The organism is Shewanella sp. TC10 (assembly GCF_009663145.1).
GTDB lineage: Bacteria > Pseudomonadota > Gammaproteobacteria > Enterobacterales > Shewanellaceae > Shewanella.
In genome coordinates this window covers 1-18,887 of the sequence record NZ_VKHR01000068.1, presented here as the reverse complement: position 1 = coordinate 18,887, position 18,887 = coordinate 1, and the positions used below count along the sequence as shown (strand labels likewise).

Here is an 18,887-nt window from a genome sequence, read left to right as displayed (position 1 = left end):
TTAGTTATAAGTTCTTTTAAATCAATATTTTGATATTGTTTGTGTGCGGCTTGTTGCGATTAGGATAACACTTTGATTGCACTATATCGCATTTGGACATTTAATAGACTCACACAAATACCCAAGATAGATAAAAAAGAGAACAGGTATGAAGGCAATTACCATCGCAGCAACCCTGCTTTGTATTTCTCCTATGCTGGTTTCAACAACAGTATTAGCGGAAGATAGTGATAAAAAGAACGCTAATCAGTCATCAATGGCCGAATACAGCCGTAAAATAGCGGTTGACGAAACCGTGGTCACTGAACATAAAACGAAAGCCAATGGTCAGAATTTTTCTTACACAGCGACAGTGGGTACACAACCGGTTTGGAATGAAAACGGTGATGCTGTAGCAACCCTTAGTTACACCTATTATCAGCGTGACAATGTTAGAGATACTGCGAAAAGACCTTTATTGATTTCATTTAATGGTGGACCCGGTTCAGCTTCAGTGTGGATGGATATTGGCTATACTGGCCCCCGTGCAATCAACGTAGATGATGAAGGTTATCCTTTACAACCTTATGGGGTAAAAGCCAATCCATATTCAATTTTAGACATTGCCGACATTGTTTATGTAAACCCAGTTAATACAGGTTACTCAAGAGTGTTGCCCAATAAAGACGGCGAAATGCCATCTAAAGACGAGCAGCAAGACATGTTTTTTGGCGTCAATGCTGATATTAAATACTTAGCTGAATGGCTTAACACCTTTGTAAGCCGCCATGAACGTTGGCGTTCACCTAAGTATTTGATTGGTGAAAGTTATGGTACAACTCGAGTGTCAGGTTTAGCGCTAGAGTTACAAAACCGCCAGTGGATGTACTTAAATGGCGTAGTACTCGTATCACCAACGGATATTGGTATTGAGCGCAAAGGGCCAGTTAAATCTGCCAACCGTTTACCTTACTTTGCCGCAGCTGCTTGGTATCACAAAGCTTTGTCAGCAGATTTGCAGAATGCTGATTTAACCGAGTTCTTGCCAGAAGTTGAAGCGTTTACCATTAACGAATATATTCCTGCATTAGCGATGGGCGGCTTTATTTCCCCTGATCACAAACAAAAAATTGCTGAAAAAGTAGCGCATTTTTCTGGCTTGAGTGTTGATGCAGTATTGAAATCAAACCTTGATGTTTCTACACGTTTTTTCTGGAAAGAGTTACTGCGTGAGCGCGGCCAAACCATTGGTCGTTTAGATTCACGCTACTTAGGGATTGATAAGCAAGATGTTGGTGATAGCCCTGATTACAATGCAGAGTTGACCTCTTGGTTACATTCTTTCACGCCAGCGATTAATGCTTATATGCGTGAAGAACTTAACTATAAAACCGATATTAAGTATTACATGTTAGGTAACGTACATCCTTGGGATCGCACCAATAACAAAACAGGTGAAAACTTACGCCTAGCAATGGCGCAAAACCCTTACTTAAATGTGATGGTGCAAACGGGTTATTACGATGGCGCGACCAATTACTTTGATGCTAAATACAGTATGTGGCAGCTAGACCCAAGCAGTAAAATGAAAGACCGCTTAAGCTTTAAAGGTTATCGTAGTGGACATATGATGTACCTTCGCTCAGAAGACTTGAAACAATCTAACCAAGATTTACGTGAGTTTATTCAAGCGACAATGCCAGCTGAAGATGTATCAGCTAAGTATTAGAAACTTAGGCCGGTTTATATTTACTCAATAAGCAGCATTTATACTTAGTTAATAACAAACATCTAAGTGTTAAACATTAAAAAGGAGCCATTGGCTCCTTTTTTGTTTAGCAAATTAGTCATGACTTTTTAAGTTGCAGATTGGGCATCCATATCAAGTCGTGTCCGTTTTGATTTTAATTTTTGCTGACGTCGGCTCCAATATAGGTATAAGCCTGTAAAGCCTAATAACACTGGCATTAAGCCCACAATACACCATACGATTCGTGTGATAAGCCCGCCAAAATAGCCAAAATGCAGTTTACGAAAACTATCAAGAAATACCATCAGAAAACCAGCTTCTCGGATATCTTGTTTTGTGAGTAATTCACCTGAAGTTTTATCAAAACTGACCGTGCTAGCGTACTCGCTATTGAATGGGTTATTGGAATCAACATCACCATAAAAGGTTATGTCGCGTCCAGGCTCATGGGGCATGGCCAAATAACCAGCTTGGTAACTTGGGATCTCTTGACTGGACTGAAGCCTTAAAGACTCAAATGAAATATCAGGGCTGTGAAGCGGGGCGGTGATATAAACATGTCCTCCATCTCCGTGTTCATTAATCTCATGCAAGATGCCTGCAATATTCCAATAACCGCCAGTAAACGCCATGATAATGAGCACAGGGGAGCTTAAAATTCCGATGAACTTATGAATGTCGCTGAATAAAACCCGCTTAACAGCCTTAAATCGCATAGTGAATATTTTAGCCCAAAAGCGGCGATATAAAATGATGCCGCTAACGCCTAAAAACAACATGATAAGTGCTGCAGCAAAGCCAACCCAAGCGCCTTTTACTTCAAGTAAAAAGGTGTAATGCAGTTCTAATAGCCAGTCAGTGATGTAATGTCCCATCGGTTGGGCTTGGGATAGTAATTCCCCACTATATTGGTTGATATAAATTTTTTGCCATTCTTCTGTGCCGTGTTTTATTAAATAACCCGCATCTGAACGTTGCTTATCATCAAACAATTCCCAGCCGCCAAGCTCATAGCCTGGGTTGGCGGCTAATGTCGTTTGCATCAGAGAATCTAAGCTGACCCTTTGGCTGGTAGGCTGTGCATCAACCACCATATGAGCAGGTCGCAGTAGGCTATCAATTTCAACTTTAAAAACTAAAATGCTGCCAGTAATTGAAATAATCAATAACGGCAGCATGGCAATTAGCGCTCCATAGGAGTGCCATTTAAATAAGGTTTTTCTCATAATTGGCTCTAATCAAAATAAAAATGCTTCTTGCTTTGCAGCAAGAAGCATTTGGTTTGATTTATAATTTCCAGCTTAAAGTTGCACTGTAATTTGTCGGTGCACCGTAGAAACCTTGCGACCAGTAAAGGCTAGTTAAGTATTTTTCGTCGGTGATGTTTTTAGCATTAACGCTTAGCTCAATATTATCGTTGAACTCGTAGCGTGCCATAAGATCGACAATGGCGTAAGCATCCTGCTCAGTCACGACTGTTTTTGTTGGCTCTTGGTAGCGGAAAATATCATCCTGCCAGCGCATGTTTGCACCAATCGTTAAGCCTTCTAAGAATGGAATCTCATAAGTCGTACCTAGCTTAAATAGCTTTTCTGGGGTGTAATTTGCCACCTGATTGCTTTCGTCGTTAGTGCTGATATCAAAGTCGGTATAACCAAGGCTCACATTTAATCCAGGGTAAACTTCACCAGCGATATCAAGTTCAAAACCTTTGCTCTCAATACCATCTGCACCGTAATAACGTTGTTCGGTAGGGGGTAGTTCTGCTGTATCAGGATCAAGCGTCGCTAAGTTAGTCTGAACGACATTAAAGTAAGCCAGTGTGGTGATTAATCTGCCTTCAAAGAGCTCACTTTTAACACCGATTTCGCTACTCTCACCAGTAACAGGTTTTAAGATGTTATCGTTGATATCTTTTTCTGTTTGAGAGGTGAATGTTTCGGTATAACTCGCATAGGCAGAAAGCTCAGGAATAATGTTATAAACCGCGCCCACATAAGGAATGAATTCAGCGTCTTCTACGGTTTGATCTTTACCGTATGCTTCACCTTCAACTTGCCAGTCATTAAAGCGGCCGCCAGCGATGAGGTGGAAACCTTCGAACAAGTTAAATCTGCCCGTGAAGTAAGCTGCTTGTTGAGTTGCTTCAACATCACTACCAGTCAAGCCGTCAGCGAAAGTCGGTTTAGGGGTGTTGCCATCCCAAGTGTTGAGATCTGGCATAGCAGGGAAGCCGTTACCTGTGGTGTAATCATATAAAGAGGTGTCGATATAATTCACTTGAGCATAGTTCACACCCACCACGATTTGATGGTCACGTCCAAACAGCTCAAAATCACCATTCAAATAAACGTCGACTAAGTCGTGTTCATCATCAAGATCATACTCACTGCCGTAACCGGTTAAGCCAAGTTCTGTTTCTTTATCTGGTGTGCCGTACACATAGAAGAGTTCTGTATCTTCATCTGTGGTGCGGTGTGAGTAGGTTGCGCGTAAATGCCAGTCATCATTAAAGTAATGGCTTAGCTCCGCTACGGTATTATTTTTAACGACTTGCCAGTTTGACCAATCTGCAGAGGTATTGGTTGAGCGGTCATAATTGGTTGGGCTGCCATCAGTGTAAAACAGCGGTAACGCGCCCCAGTTATTGCCTTTAGCATCGTTATTGATATAGCTATGGCTAATCGATAGTGATGTGTTGTCACTTAAATTCGCTTCGAGGAAGGCATACATGACCGTTTTATCGGTTTCATAGCGGTCTAAATATGAGTCTTTAGTTTGTTTTACAGCGACTGCTCTTGCTGCAAAAGTATCGTTAAAAACGTAAGTGCCATCGGCTTCAATACGTTTATCATCCCAGCTTCCGTAGCTTGCGCGTAAATTAAGGTTACTCTGAGCTGTTGGTCGCTTACGGATAAAGTTAATGGTCGCAGAAGGGTTACCTACACCCGTCATTAAGCCATTCGCGCCACGGATCACTTCGATTCGATCATAAATCGCGGTATCTTCATCGGCATGGTTGTTGCCATTAGTCAGTGGTAAACCTACACCATCTATTTGAAAATTGGTGACATCAAACCCACGTGCAGTGTAATAAGTTCGGTCAGTTTCAATCCTTTCAACATTAATACCAGTAGCGCTATCTAATGCTGAGTTTATGTCGTTTAGTTGAAAATCTTGTAGTTGAGCACTGGTGATAACAGAAACAGATTGTGGGATATCAACAATAGCTAGGTCTAACCTTGATGCGCCACTTGCTTGGTGAGCGTTGTAGCCTTCAATATAGCGGCCTTTGACCTCAATAACTTCTACGTTGTCTTGCGTGGCTTCACTTTGCTGGTTTTGAGTGTTTGAGTTAGTGGTTTGCTCTTGGGCTGATACATGTTGCACAGCGGCAAAAGCACAGATTATTGATAGGTATAATGGACTTAGTTTCATTTTCTTCATCATCTTAACTACAGTGAAAGCCGTGTGCTTTCACTCGAATTGAGTGGTTGTTAGCGCAAATTAGGTTTGTTCGTTGCAGATGATAGATAAAAGTTAATAAAGTTTAAATAAAAATCATTATCATTTACATTTGTTGGGTTTTGTAAATTTTATGAAGGTTTTTCATTGTGGCTTAGGTGAGGTTCTGGTGCATTTGGGGATAAAGCCCCTTGGCTATTGTGTTAAATTGATATAATAAGTGTCACTTTTACCTGTTGTTCGTCATCAAATTTTTATATCAAAAGAGAGTTCCTAAATGAATGCTGTGAGTCCGTCGGTATTGAAAAAACGTATCGATAGCATCGACATCATGCGTGGCATTGTCATGTTAATTATGTTGTTAGATCATGTCAGAGAGCGCTTTTTCTATCATGAACAAGTGACCGATCCTATGACGCTTGATAGCACTAGCCTTGGGTTATTTTTAAGCCGGTTTGCTGCTCATTTTTGTGCACCTACTTTTGTATTTTTAACCGGTGTTTCAGCATGGCTTTATAGTCACCCTCAACATGGACCACAGCGAAATGGACGTGAGTTCTTAATTAAACGTGGACTGTTTATTATTGCGCTAGAGTGCACGGTAATTACCTTTCAGTGGATGGGGAATTACGAAATGATTTGGCTGCAGGTAATGTGGGCTATCGGTATCAGTATGCTTGCACTTGCCGCATTAATTGGACTACCAAGAGTATGGCTGGCGGTTATCGGGCTAGTGATTGTATTTGGTCATAATGCACTGACGCCAATCAATTTTGCGCCGGGAGATTGGGGTTATACTATTTGGGCAATACTGCATGATCGCGGGAATATTTTCCCAAATGATTTCATCGGAATTCGAGCAAGTTACCCAGTGTTACCTTGGATTGGGGTAATTTTACTCGGTTATGCCATGGCACCGATTTACAGTGCGAGTTTTGATGATGCTAAACGCCATAAAACCCTAATAGGGCTTGGATTAACCTGTTTTGCTTTATTTGCCATATTACGTGGCTTTAATATCTATGGCGAAACCATGGATTGGCAACTGGGTGAAAGCTTAACAATGACATTGATGTCGGTGTTTAATGTCACTAAATACCCACCGTCTTTAGCGTTTCTGTTAGTGACAATAGGTGGCACTTTATTGTGTTTACGGGTGCTTGAAAACGTGAAACCGAAATACGGCAAGGTATTATCTACCTTTGGCTCCGCGCCAATGTTCTTCTATATTGTGCATTTGTATTTATTGCTATTGATGTATCAATTTGCGCTAAATGTCATTGGCCCAAATTACGGAGACGTATACGGCTTTACTGACATTACTTGGGTATGGATAGTCACTGTTGTGTTGGCGGTATTATTGTATTTTCCAACAAAGCGTTTCAGCCAATATAAGCATCAAAGTAAGCAAGCCTGGATAAAGTACTTATAGGTTTTTTGCGACTAGAAATACCATTAAAGGGCACATTAAGTGTCCTTTTTTGTGCCTGCTTAGCTGTAAATGTTAAATAAAAGCTGTTCAGTAACAAATATTTGATACTATTTGGTTCGATTAATTAAAATAGCAATTTCATAGTGTTATAAAAACAATAATAATCAAAGGGTTGAATATGAAAGTGAATAAGCTGACAGCCATATCGTTAGCGATTAGTTTAGCGTTACCGCTCACGGTAAATGCTAAAACGACTAATAGTCAAAAAGAGAGTAAGGCTGAACAAGTAAAAGAAACTTCTGGTAATAAAGCATTACTGCACGGTGGTTTCTCCTGTGAGGGAGAGGTTTTAACGCCAATTTACACTATCCAAGGTGATGGGGCATCGAGTCCATTTGTACCTGATGATGTTTATGAGTCAACAGAAGAATACGTGACTAAAGGTATTGTGACAGCACGAGCTGAAAGTTTATATAAAGGCTTTTTCATTCAAGATGCCAAAGGTGATGGATTAGCAAGTACGTCTGATGGCATTTTTGTCCATTGGGGGGAATCTGCCCCCGATGATATTCAACCCGGTGTTGAAGTCTGCGTTAAAGGTAAAGTAAAAGAATATTATGGCTTTACCCAAATCGATCTTAAAAATGATCAAAAAGTTGATATTGGCAAAATGGTGGGTGAATTACCTGCGACTCCTATTCATGTTGAAATGGGAGAAACCCTTGCACAAGCACTAGAGCGAGTTGAGGGGATGAAGGTGGTGCTTGATATTGATAGTGATATGAAAGTCACGCGGACATTTAGTTTCGATAATAGCACCTACCGCAACAACATGGTGTTGTCGCATCAAGCACCTTTGATGAAAGCGACCCAAGTTCATCAGCCACTTTCAGCAGAAGCTATTGCGCTGAATGATGCTAACTTACTGAATCAATTATTCATCGATACAGATATTAAAGCCCCAGCAGGCGTCGTGCCTTACTTCCCAGGCTTTAACGCTGAAACAGGCTATATCCGCATTAACGACCAAGTTATTAACCTAGAAGGGGTTATTGGCTATAGCGATGATCAATATCGTTTGTTACCGATCAATGAATTAACCAGCAAAGATTTTATTCGCAAAAATGACCGTCAAAAGGCTCCAGCGATTGCAAATCTTGGCGACATTCGCGTTTCAAGCTTCAATGTATTGAATTTCTTTAATAGCGAGTTTGGTGGCGATAAAAACCCTTTAGGGCACAATCGTGGTGCAACTATTGAAGCAGAAATGCTATTGCAACGAGCTAAAATCGTGAATGCTATGGTGGCGATGAACGCCGATATCATTGGTTTGATGGAAGTTGAGAATAATGGTTTTGGCAAGTTAAGTGCGATTCAAAATTTACTTAATGCACTGAATGCAAAGCTTCCGAAAGAGCAAGCTTATCAGTTTGTTGAGCTAGCTGCTGCAGATAAGGCTAAAGGTAAGTTTGTTGGTAATGATGCCATTAGCGTTGGCCTTTTTTATCGCCCTGCGGTTGTGTCTTTGGATGGCAAAGCACAAATGATTATTACACCTGAACAGCATGCCAAAGCAGGTGCTGTAACTCGTATGAATGGCGGCGTGGAAGAGTTGAGTCCTGCTTACGATAAATACCAACGCCACAGCTTGATGCAGACCTTTTGGGTTAATGAGCAAAAACTAACGATTGTTGTTAATCACCTAAAATCTAAAGGTTCAGGCTGTTTAGAGGATTGGATTAGCTTCAATGAGGATTCTGAGCCTGCAGATCTTCAAGGAAAATGTAACGCTTTCCGTGTTTCGGCTGCGCAAGTTATTGGTGAAGCAGTAAAAGGGTTAGATGGCGATGTACTGGTGATGGGCGATCTTAACGCCTACGGTAAAGAAGATCCGTTAGCAGTGTTAACTGATTATGATTCAGCAACCACTGAGCGTGTGATTCGTACTGCATCTTGGACAACACTTGATGGTGTTGCGCATCAGACTCAAGGCAGCACTATTGATAAAGGCTATGGCTTGATTAACTTAAGCACTCAAGCCCATGGACCTGAAACATATTCATATAGCTACAATGGTGAGTTAGGTAATTTAGACCATGCTTTGGGTAATAGCAGTCTAGCTAAGCGCGTTGTTGCGGTGGAAGATTGGCATATCAATGCAGTGGAATCTAACTTGTTTGAATACAGCAGCAAGTACACTGGTGAGCTGGCTAAGTCTGAAAACGCATTTTCATCTTCAGATCATGATCCTGTGATTATCGCGCTTGAATATCCGCAAGTGGCTACTGAGAAAGATAATCGCGCTGGTAGCTTGGGCTATTTAGCTTTAATGCTGTTAACAGCGTTGGGGCTTGGTCGCCGTAAAGTGTAGCTGGCGTTATCAAAGGTGTGCAGTTAGCAAAAAGGATGGCAATAGCCATCCTTTTTTAGTGCAACTCATTACATTCTGTTTAAAAGAAACTAGTCAATTAAGTCGTAGTTTTCACGTAGAACTTTGATGATATCGGCTTTCGGGTTTTCAGGAAGCTGGATACTACTGCCTGTCACTTTTTCTGCCACACCAGTATAGGTGCGAGACACATTCATCATCGCTTCTAATGGTAAGTCATTATCACGAGCGAGTGCTTCACGTTCTGGCATTCTGTCTTTGTTGAGCAAAATGTCAGCATCATCAAAATGATTTAATAGGAATTGGCGGAAGCCTTCTTTTGAGTTTTCAACAATTTTACCTTCACGGTAAGCTGCGCCATCCCAAATACGAGATGAATCAGGGGTACCAACTTCATCCATGTAAATAAGCTTTGAATTGCCATCTTTATCGTTAACGTAACCAAACTCGAATTTCGTATCGACAAACATTTGGTCATGTTCACTTAATGCATCTGAGATAACCTTAAAGCCTTCTTTTAGCAGTTTTTCGTATAAGTCGATATCAGAAGCTTGCTCAAACCCAAATGCGGCAACGTTCGCTTCAATATCACTACGGCTGATATTGACATCGTCTTGCTCAGGCACTCCAGGGATCCCAGTTAAAATCCCTTTGGTCGATGGTGTGATCAGTAGCTCAGGTTCGAACTGATGACCTATACCTTGGCAAGGTATCGCTCTACCAACTGAGCTAATGTCGCCTTACAAAACTTGGTATTGAAATTGGAGCGACATATCAGGTTCGAACTGATGACCTATACCTTGGCAAGGTATCGCTCTACCAACTGAGCTAATGTCGCATCTATATTTCAATTTTTAAAAATTGGAGCGACATATCAGGTTCGAACTGATGACCTATACCTTGGCAAGGTATCGCTCTACCAACTGAGCTAATGTCGCATCTTAATCAATTTTTAGTTTGAAGATTTGGAGCGACATATCAGGTTCGAACTGATGACCTATACCTTGGCAAGGTATCGCTCTACCAACTGAGCTAATGTCGCAAATCTTCAAATTACAACTTCAAATAGCAAGTGGCTCGCTGTAAAAAGTTGAGGCCGCATTATATGTAATATTCACTACACTGCAACCCCTAATTCAAAAAAAAGATTTGATTGCTTAAATTTTAAATACTTCTTGACGATAAAACTGCAATTCAGCAATAGATTCCTTGATATCTTCTAATGCTTGATGAGTATTCTTTTTGCTAAAGCCTTTCATGACTTCTGGCTTCCATCGGTTTGTTAGCTCTTTTATCGTGCTGACATCGATATTGCGATAATGGAAGAACTCTTCTAGCTCAAGCATGTATTTATTCAAAAAACGTCGATCTTGACCAATGCTGTTTCCACACATCGGCGAAGCACCTTTAGGCACATATTGCTCTATAAATGCAATCGTTGCTCTAATAACGTCTTCTTCAGAATGTTTACTGTTCTTAACGCGATCAATTAATCCAGATTCACCATGATGCTTTTGATTCCAATCATCCATGCCATTTAACACTTCATCTGATTGATGAACCGCCATAACAGGTCCTTGAGCAATGATATTCAATTCTTGGTCAGTCACAATCGTCGCAATTTCAATAATGCGATCGACGCTGGGCTCTAAACCAGTCATTTCTAAATCAACCCAAATCAAATTGCTCGAGTTTACAGCCATAATATCTACCTTATTCTGTCAAAAGCCCTAAATTCAGGCTTTTTTATTAAAGAGGGTGTATCATACTGTTTTTTTATACGACAAAAAAACACCTAATTAATGAAGATTTGCCTGTGAGTAAAAAGAAACCACTTAGCCAAGGTCAAAAGCGCAGAATGCGCGACAACCAAAGTAAACGCCTAAAGCGTAAAGATAATCCAGATCAAACCACTGATTTACAGGATAGTCTACTTGGGCCAGAACAACAGGGAATCGTCATTTCTCGTTTCGGTCAGCACGCTGATATCGAAACCGAAGAAGGTATTGTTGCACGCTGTAATATTCGCCGAAACATCACCAGCCTTGTCACCGGTGACAAAGTGCTTGTTCGTTTAGCAACAGAGACCGACCGCGGTATTGGCGGTATTGTTGAAGCTGTTCATCCTCGAAAGTCTTCCCTCACCCGTCCAGATTTATATGACGGTGTAAAAATCATTGCAGCCAACATCGATCAAATTTTAATTGTCTCTTCAATTTTGCCTAGTTTCACTACCCAAATTATCGACAGATATTTAGTGGCAGCAGAAGATACCGAAATCCCTCCGGTTATCATTCTCAATAAAATGGATTTATTAACCGATGACAATCGTGAAGAAGTCGAAGTCGCTTTAGAACGTTACCGTCAAATTGGTTATCCTGTTTATATGGTGAGTAGCCATACAGGTGAAGGCGTTGAACAAATAAAATCACTATTATCTGACAAAATTAGTGTATTTGCAGGTCAATCCGGTGTGGGTAAATCATCACTCATTAATGCGCTAATGCCCGAAGCAGACTTGCAAATTGGCGACGTATCAGGGAACTCTGGCTTAGGCCAACACACCACAACAACAGCCAAATTGCTCCATTTTGAAAGTGGCGGGGATTTAATTGACTCCCCTGGTGTCCGTGAGTTTGCCTTATGGCATTTACCTGCTCCACGTGTCGGTGAATGCTTTGTTGAATTCAGAGAATACATCGGCACCTGTAAGTTCAGAGATTGTAAACACGGTAATGATCCGGGATGCGCCTTGCAAGCTGCACTCGCGGATGGGAAAATAACTGAAGATAGATTTAACAACTATCACCGCATTATAGCTAGCCTTGATGAACAGCGTCATGCTCGACACTTTAGAGCATTAGATGAATAAGCTAACAAATTTAGTTTAAAAAATATCAAGATAAGCACCAAACATATAACTAAAAAGGGTACTCAATTGGATTCTGTTAAAATTGCTTTGCAATATATCTTACCTAAACATTTACTATCACGTCTTGTGGGTAAGCTTGCAGCTGCAGAAGCGGGAGCGATCACTACTGCAGGTATTAAATGGTTTATCAAACAATATAAAATTGATATGACTGAAGCTGCGCAAAGTGAACCTGAGGCGTACAAAACCTTTAATGCATTCTTTACTCGTGCATTAAAACCAGGTCTTCGTCCAATTGTCGCTGACGAGAAAACCATGGCTCACCCTGTCGATGGCGCAGTCAGTCAATGTGGACCAATTGAAGCAGGAAAGATTGTCCAAGCGAAGAATCATGATTACACCACACTCGCATTATTGGGTGGACAACAAAAAGACGCCGAGCGTTTTAATGGTGGCGACTTTGCCACTATCTATTTAGCACCAAAAGATTATCACCGTATCCACATGCCTATCACTGGTACCTTGTCAAAAATGACATATGTACCTGGTGAGCTATTTTCAGTTAACCCATTAACTGCGCAAAACGTGCCGGGTTTATTTGCTCGAAACGAACGTGTTGTTGCTATTTTTGAAACTGAAGTGGGCCCTATGGCCATGGTATTGGTCGGTGCCACTATCGTTGCTAGCATTGAAACCATTTGGGCAGGAACAGTAACACCACCTTGTGGTAAGCAAGTATTTACTTGGGATTACCCAACTGAAGGTGCTGAAGCACTTACACTTGAAAAAGGCGCAGAAATGGGTCGTTTCAAGTTAGGTTCAACAGTGGTGATGTTATTTGGTCAAGATGCCATTGATACCTTTGCTGAGGGTGTAGAGCCGACTGAAACGACTCGTATGGGGCAAGCATTCGCTCACTTAAAGTAAAATATTAAATATGCCTATCGGCATGATAAAAGCGCAGCGCCCTGAAGTATCAAATGCTTCAGGGCTAATTCAGTTACATATTGCAGTACTGCTATTTGGTATTACTGCATTATTTTCAAAAATACTTCCCCTTAATGCATTAGATATTACCGTTCTTCGGTGTACCGTCGCATTTTTCGTTCTGGGATGTATTGTCAAAATTTCTCGTCAAGCATTGCTGTTATCTCAGCCCAAGCATTATTTAATTGCCCTTGGATTAGGTATCTTGGTGAGTTTACATTGGGTAACCTACTTTGCTGCAATGCAGTTATCTTCTGTCGCCATCGGAATGATTGCTTTTTTTACCTACCCTGTCATGACTGTCTTAGTTGAACCTCTCGTCAATAAAACTCGCTTAAGGCTTATAGACTTACTCTCAGGCATCGCAGTACTCACAGGAGTATTTATGCTTATTCCTGAACCGAACTTTGATAATGATGTCACTTTAGGTATTGCTTTAGGTGTACTCTCGGCAGCTTTATTCACTGCACGTAATTTATTGCACAAAAAATACTTCTCACAATACAGCGGGCCACAAGCAATGTTCTATCAAACATTAGTCGCTGTATTAATCTTGTCTCCTTTTTTAGAAGTCGAGCTGACCTCAATTACGCTAGATATATGGTTAACCATAGCCATTTTAGGCGTATTCTTTACTGCTGCGCCCCATGCGTTATTTGCCTCTTCACTGCGTCAACTAAGCGCTAAAACCGCTAGTTTAGTGTCTTGCTTACAGCCTTTTTACGGCACCGTTTTAGCCTTCATACTGCTGAACGAACAAGTTAACCTTAATACCATTATTGGTGGAATGATTATCTTGCTCACAGCAATATTCGAAACTCAGCAAAATCATAAAAAAAATAAAGCGTAAACTCAGGTTTTTGTTACCATTGTATTAGTCTCTCACTAGCAATCATTCCCTATGTTCCGTATTGCGTTTTTTATACTCAGCTTGGTCTCCTTTTTTGCATCGGCTAACTCCCCTCTGCAACTTGATAAACGCTTGGGCTTCTCTCAAGGGTCAAGTTCATCTCAAGTGGCTGACTTACCGACTCAAATAGAAAATGTTAAGGCCAGTATTGAAAAGCTCAACGCTGAAGAAAAAAACTACCTCGAACTTGAGAGGAATAGCGATGCGATCACTCAAAGAATAACAGCCGAAATACGCCAGCCAATATATGAGCTCAATATCAATGCAGAAATTGATGTTGGCCAGCAAGCATCAATGGCTTACTACCATTTATCTGAACTGAAACAGTCAGAAAATGATCTCAGTGAGCAGCTAGTTACCTTAACTAAGCGTCAGCAAGAATTACCAAGTGTATTAAGACAAGCAAAAGATGCATCTAACCAGCACCAAAGAACAAAACTTGCGCCAGCAGACACGCCGTTAGGCCAATTGCACCTGCTCCAAGGGGAATTACTCAAACAAAATATCGCAACATTAACAGCCGAGTTAACGAGTAATCCCAAACAAAAGCAAATTGCCCAGTTGCAGCTTCAACGTTTACGAATTGAGCATACTCAACAAGAGAAATTGATTGAATCACTGAACAAGCAAAATAATCAAAATCGCCAACAGCAAGCTGCTAATACCATTGCAAACAACATTATTGATGAACAATTGCTGGCTGACACGATAGCTCAAGAAATCAGTCAAAAAAATCAACAGTATGCCCAAGAGCTCATACGAATAACTGACGGCATAACTCACGTCATTACTCAACAAGAAAAAACTGAAAAACAGTATCAGTCACTCGCTTTGCAATTAACCAATGTCGAAGAGCAAATTACTTGGGTTGAAACAAATTCAGCCTTCGGTGATAGATTTCTGCAAATGTTGCAATCGCTGCCAAAACCGCCTAACCAAGATGTCTTGTTAGCGGAAATAGCTGACTCTAGATTAATGCGTTATCAAGCTGAGCAACAAAAGGCGCTTAATAAACAACAGCTCACCAATGAAGGCTTTTTAAATAACACCCAAATAAAATTGCTTGAATCGCAGCAGAGCTTAATAGAACAGCTGGTGCAAAATTATGATGTTTACCTTAACGAACAAGCTAAGCTGCGTAACAGTTATGAGCAGCTAAACCGGATATATCTCCGCCTTAAAAACACCCTAAATGAGCACTTATTTTGGGTGCCCAATGCTGCCAGCATTTCAGGCTTGTGGTTAGTTGATCTAAAGAATGCAACAGTGTGGTTAACTCAGGCGACCCAAATAGAAAAGTTAAAGCAAGCATGGCAATCGCAAAACATTTATTGGGCTTGGTGGGTCATTATCCTCATCCTTTGCTTAATGGCGCAGGATTTATTAACACCTAAATTTAATCGGGCAATAGAACATTACGGTCAAAATGTCGGTAACGTAACTCAAGATAAGTTTATCTATACCGCTAAGACACTGGGCTTAAGCTTTCTATATTCGTTAGTTAAGCCTTTGCCTTTGTTACTGGCTGGATTTATCTTTTATAACTCTGAACTCAACTTTGTTCATGCTATTGGTGTTGGAGTACTCTCTATTGCTTGCAGCTACTGGGTATATCGATTCTTTGCCCTGTTATCATTAGACAATGGCATTCTCATTAACCATTTTAGGCGGCCGCAACCTCTGGTTAAACGCTTACAAGAAAAGACCTTACGGTTCATATTTGTCAGCTGGCCACTTATCGGCATTATGGGCTTCAGTGAAGCCATAGATACTTCACTCATTCGTAATAGTATTGGCCGCGGCGCATTTTTAATCTTTACTATTACCTTACTTATCCTTTATCGGGATATGTATGCATTTATCAATGACTTTCGTGCTAATGCCAATGATGGCAAAAACATGAAACTTTTCAATAAACTCACTTGGACATTCCTTATCACTGTCCCTTGTGCATGTATCTTTTTAGCAATCATTGGTTATTACTTCAGTGCATTCCAAGTGTTGTTACAGTTGCAGCTGTCATTATTGTTAGGTCTAGGCTTTTTATTGCTTTATCAATTGACCAAACGTTGGATGCTCATTGAGCGCAGGCTCATCGCCTTCGACCGTGCAAAAGCCCGTCGTGCAGAACGACTAGCTCAACGAGAGCGAGGCGAATTAAATAGTAGTGCTGATGCAAACGAAAACTATGAAGAGCCTATTGTTGACCTAGAGACCATTGCAAGCCAATCGTTAGGGTTAGTGCGTTCGTTATTGATATTGGCCTTCTTTGGTAGCTTATTGGCCTTGTTATCACAAACCCACACCGCACTGTTTTCATTTTTAGATGGCATTACCTTGTGGAATACCCACTCAGTTGTGAATGGTATTGAGCAACAAATTCCAATCACATTAAAATCAATTTTGTTCTCATTCATGATCGTGGGCTTCTCTGCCATGATAGCCAAGAACCTACCTGGTTTATTAGAGCTGACCATTTTACAGCGACTAGAATTAACACCCGGTACTGGCTTTGCTATTACTACGGTCAGTAGCTACATAGTGATATTTTTAGGACTATTAATTGGTTTTTCAACGATTGGGGTTGAGTGGTCTAAATTACAGTGGTTAGTGGCAGCATTGTCAGTCGGGTTAGGTTTTGGTTTGCAAGAGATTTTTGCCAACTTTATATCAGGTCTGATTATTCTATTTGAAAAACCGATTCGTATTGGCGATACCGTCACCATTCGCAATTTAACTGGTACCGTCAGTAAAATTGAGATTCGTGCGACCACCATTGTCGATTGGGACAGAAAAGAAATCATTGTTCCCAATAAAGCCTTTATTACCGAACAATTAGTTAACTGGTCACTATCGGATCCTATTACCCGAGTCATCGTTAACGTATCTGTTCAGCGTGATGCTGACCCGTCTAAAGTTGAGGCGTTACTTCATCAAGCTGTAAGAGAGTGCGACTTATCATTGAGCTTCCCTGAGCCAGAAGTATGGTTTGCAGGTTTTGGCCAACATACTCAAGATTACGAAGTGAGATCTTACGCTAAAGATATGAATGATCGCTGGCCATTAAGACACAATTTACATAAACGGATCTGTAAAAAATTAAAAGATAACCATGTTGAACTGGCCTATCCACAAATGGAAATCCATATCAATAACGGTCAATCTCGCGATTTAAATCAAATAATTAAAGGTTAGTTAAATGCTGATTTTTGCACACCGCGGCGCAAGTGGTTACGAAGTTGAAAATACCTTAGCGGCAATGGAAAAAGCGTTAGCGCTCAACGTCCAAGCTATTGAACTAGATGTATATAATATTGAAGGCGAACTTTATGTGTTTCATGATCGCCGCTTAGAAGGAAAAACTTCAGGTTTTGGGCTCACCCACCTGAGCACTCGAGATGAAATTAGCCAGGTAACCATTAAGCAGCATCGAATTCCCACGCTTTGGCAAGTAATGGAGTTAATTAACGGCCGCTGTATCGTCAATATCGAGTTAAAGGGTTACCACACAGCAGAGCCTTTAGTGGCTATATATCCAAAACTCATCAGTGAGTTAAATTTTAATGAGCAACAACTACTCATTTCATCATTTAATCAGCCTTACTTAGCTATTGTGAAGCAGCATCTCCCCCAAGCGAGAGTTGCCCCTATTTTAGCTGGCGTACCACTACATTACGCTGAAGCTGTTACGGCATTAAATGCCTACTCTATTCATGTCGACTTACATTTTGTCACCCATGAAATGGTCAATAATGCCCATCAACGTGGTGCAAAAATCTATGTCTACACTGTCGATAACCCCGAAGATATACACGCGCTTGAAGGCCTAGGTGTGGACGGTATTTTTAGTAATTACCCTGATAAAGCCGCTGCTGCGTTAATTAATAACCAAAGCGACAAAAGTCATGAGAAGTGGTTCGGGTAAAGGTTTAGCTATTGCGTTCTAGCAAGTTTGCTTAAATCTATTCTTAATTGGCAGTGTTGCTAACTGCCAATTTATATTTGCCGCTTTATACTTGCCTATTTCGCTGCGCCCAAGCGCCTATTCCAAAAAAGATCCCAATCACGATAAGTAGCATCCATTGTGACGGCATGGCTCTAAGCTGACTGGCAAGCCATGGACTAATACTGACTATCGCAAGGCCATAACCAAAAGCATTCACCAGTACGAAGGCACAAGTTCTAATAAAGAAACCGCTACCAGACAGTGTCCTTCTCAAAACTCGATTGATATCAGTAGCAAAAATAACGATAGTACACGCGACTAAAGCGGTTGCAATCTCGCTCATCCAAGGGTGTAACATAGCGCCTAATTTCGATAAAAATGCTATGATTTGGTTCATTAATCCTACCTCTTTAATTTCGACAAACTGGGAATTTTTATGGCGAATAAATTACTGTTATTAACCCAAGAAAATAATAAATATCGTGAGTTATTAACCAGCCATAACTTACCAGAACTCATTATTTTAGGGGATGATCCTAGCAGTATTTGTGAAGCTAACATCTGGTTTGCCGAGCCGCAACTGGCAGCTCCTCTTTTAAACTTAGGCAATGAGCTGCAATGGTTACAATCGACTTTTGCAGGGGTAGATAAAATTACTGGTTCAAGGCAACGCCGCGATTATAGTCTGACCAACATCAAAGGCATCTTTGGACCTCTAATGAGTGAGTATTTATTTGGTTATTTACTCGCACATCAGCGAGAGCACGCTAGATATAAACAACAACAGCAACAGCAACATTGGGCCCCCGGTAGTTTTAGAACCCTCCAAGGGCAACATTTGCTGCTTTTAGGTACAGGTTCAATTGCCCAGCACATTGCTCAAACAGCTAAACACTTTGGCATGAAAGTCACTGGGTTAAGTAAAACAGGAAGCAGCAAGCCTTTCTTTGATTATGTTGATACGATTGATTGTTTAGCAGACTACTTACCCAAAGCTCATGCTGTTGCTAGTATTTTACCTAGCACTTTAGACACTGAAAACATTCTAAATGAAACAATGTTAGCGTTATTACCCGCTGAGTCTGTGCTATTCAACCTAGGTCGAGGCAATGTGCTCGACTTAGATGCGCTGGCTGAAGCAGTAATTGTTCAGCCAG

13 protein-coding genes, 4 tRNA genes and 1 pseudogene are annotated in these 18,887 nt (G+C 40.9%); 9 read left to right on the top strand and 9 right to left on the bottom strand.

From position 1 onward, the window contains the following. The first annotated feature begins 148 nt into the window (after positions 1-148). Complete coding sequence (locus FNZ24_RS18590) at positions 149-1,708, top strand: S10 family serine carboxypeptidase-like protein (protein ID WP_153916325.1); 1,560 nt, start codon at positions 149-151, stop codon at positions 1,706-1,708. 128 nt (positions 1,709-1,836) lie between these two features. On the opposite strand, the gene FNZ24_RS18585 is transcribed toward FNZ24_RS18590, so the two are convergent. After that, positions 1,837-2,955, bottom strand: a complete 1,119-nt coding sequence (locus FNZ24_RS18585) for a PepSY-associated TM helix domain-containing protein (protein ID WP_153916324.1) — start codon at positions 2,953-2,955, stop codon at positions 1,837-1,839. 61 nt (positions 2,956-3,016) lie between these two features. Then, on the bottom strand, positions 3,017-5,176 hold the full coding sequence (locus FNZ24_RS18580) for a TonB-dependent siderophore receptor (protein WP_153916323.1): 2,160 nt from the start codon (positions 5,174-5,176) through the stop codon (positions 3,017-3,019). A gap of 295 nt (positions 5,177-5,471) precedes the next feature. Here FNZ24_RS18580 and FNZ24_RS18575 point away from each other — a divergent pair, with 295 nt between their 5' ends. Together FNZ24_RS18575 and FNZ24_RS18570 are read left to right on the top strand one after the other, a co-directional pair. Next, a complete protein-coding gene (locus FNZ24_RS18575) occupies positions 5,472-6,626 on the top strand; it encodes a DUF1624 domain-containing protein (protein ID WP_153916322.1) in 1,155 nt (384 codons plus the stop codon). 178 nt (positions 6,627-6,804) lie between these two features. Further along, positions 6,805-8,997 (top strand): ExeM/NucH family extracellular endonuclease, encoded by a 2,193-nt coding sequence (locus tag FNZ24_RS18570; protein WP_153916321.1) that lies wholly within the window; start codon positions 6,805-6,807, stop codon positions 8,995-8,997. Positions 8,998-9,086: 89 nt separating this feature from the next. On the opposite strand, the pseudogene FNZ24_RS18565 reads toward FNZ24_RS18570, so the two are convergent. The 6 genes and pseudogenes from FNZ24_RS18565 to orn form a co-directional block, all read right to left on the bottom strand. Beyond that, positions 9,087-9,695, bottom strand: a pseudogene (locus FNZ24_RS18565) (phosphoribosylaminoimidazolesuccinocarboxamide synthase); the annotation flags it as partial. After that, positions 9,683-9,748 (bottom strand) — tRNA-Gly (locus tag FNZ24_RS18560). The pseudogene FNZ24_RS18565 and the gene FNZ24_RS18560, both read right to left, overlap by 13 nt. 29 nt (positions 9,749-9,777) lie before the next feature. Further along, positions 9,778-9,853: transfer RNA gene (locus FNZ24_RS18555), tRNA-Gly, on the bottom strand. A 24-nt stretch (positions 9,854-9,877) separates the two neighbouring features. Beyond that, positions 9,878-9,953 (bottom strand) — tRNA-Gly (locus tag FNZ24_RS18550). A 28-nt stretch (positions 9,954-9,981) separates the two neighbouring features. Next, positions 9,982-10,057: transfer RNA gene (locus FNZ24_RS18545), tRNA-Gly, on the bottom strand. A 115-nt stretch (positions 10,058-10,172) separates the two neighbouring features. Beyond that, positions 10,173-10,718, bottom strand: a complete 546-nt coding sequence (orn, locus tag FNZ24_RS18540; RefSeq protein WP_153916320.1) for an oligoribonuclease — start codon at positions 10,716-10,718, stop codon at positions 10,173-10,175. A gap of 113 nt (positions 10,719-10,831) precedes the next feature. Between orn and rsgA the strand changes: the two genes are divergently transcribed. From rsgA to FNZ24_RS18515, 5 genes are all read left to right on the top strand, one after another. Then, on the top strand, positions 10,832-11,887 hold the full coding sequence (gene rsgA, locus FNZ24_RS18535; RefSeq protein ID WP_153916319.1) for a small ribosomal subunit biogenesis GTPase RsgA: 1,056 nt from the start codon (positions 10,832-10,834) through the stop codon (positions 11,885-11,887). A 66-nt stretch (positions 11,888-11,953) separates the two neighbouring features. Beyond that, entirely contained in the window at positions 11,954-12,814 is an 861-nt protein-coding gene (asd, locus tag FNZ24_RS18530; RefSeq protein ID WP_153916318.1) for an archaetidylserine decarboxylase, read from the top strand. 10 nt (positions 12,815-12,824) lie between these two features. After that, on the top strand, positions 12,825-13,724 hold the full coding sequence (locus FNZ24_RS18525) for a DMT family transporter (RefSeq protein WP_228768544.1): 900 nt from the start codon (positions 12,825-12,827) through the stop codon (positions 13,722-13,724). Between the two features lie 51 nt (positions 13,725-13,775). Beyond that, positions 13,776-16,979 (top strand): mechanosensitive ion channel domain-containing protein, encoded by a 3,204-nt coding sequence (locus FNZ24_RS18520; RefSeq protein WP_153916317.1) that lies wholly within the window; start codon positions 13,776-13,778, stop codon positions 16,977-16,979. A gap of 4 nt (positions 16,980-16,983) precedes the next feature. Beyond that, complete coding sequence (locus FNZ24_RS18515) at positions 16,984-17,709, top strand: glycerophosphodiester phosphodiesterase (protein WP_153916316.1); 726 nt, start codon at positions 16,984-16,986, stop codon at positions 17,707-17,709. 85 nt (positions 17,710-17,794) lie between these two features. On the opposite strand, the gene FNZ24_RS18510 is transcribed toward FNZ24_RS18515, so the two are convergent. Continuing rightward, on the bottom strand, positions 17,795-18,127 hold the full coding sequence (locus tag FNZ24_RS18510; RefSeq protein WP_153916315.1) for a DUF3392 domain-containing protein: 333 nt from the start codon (positions 18,125-18,127) through the stop codon (positions 17,795-17,797). Positions 18,128-18,166: 39 nt separating this feature from the next. On the opposite strand from FNZ24_RS18510, the gene FNZ24_RS18505 reads away from it, so the two are divergent. Beyond that, positions 18,167-18,887, top strand: a 721-nt coding sequence (locus FNZ24_RS18505) for an NAD(P)-dependent oxidoreductase (protein WP_153916314.1), incomplete at its 3' end; no start/stop codon positions are given.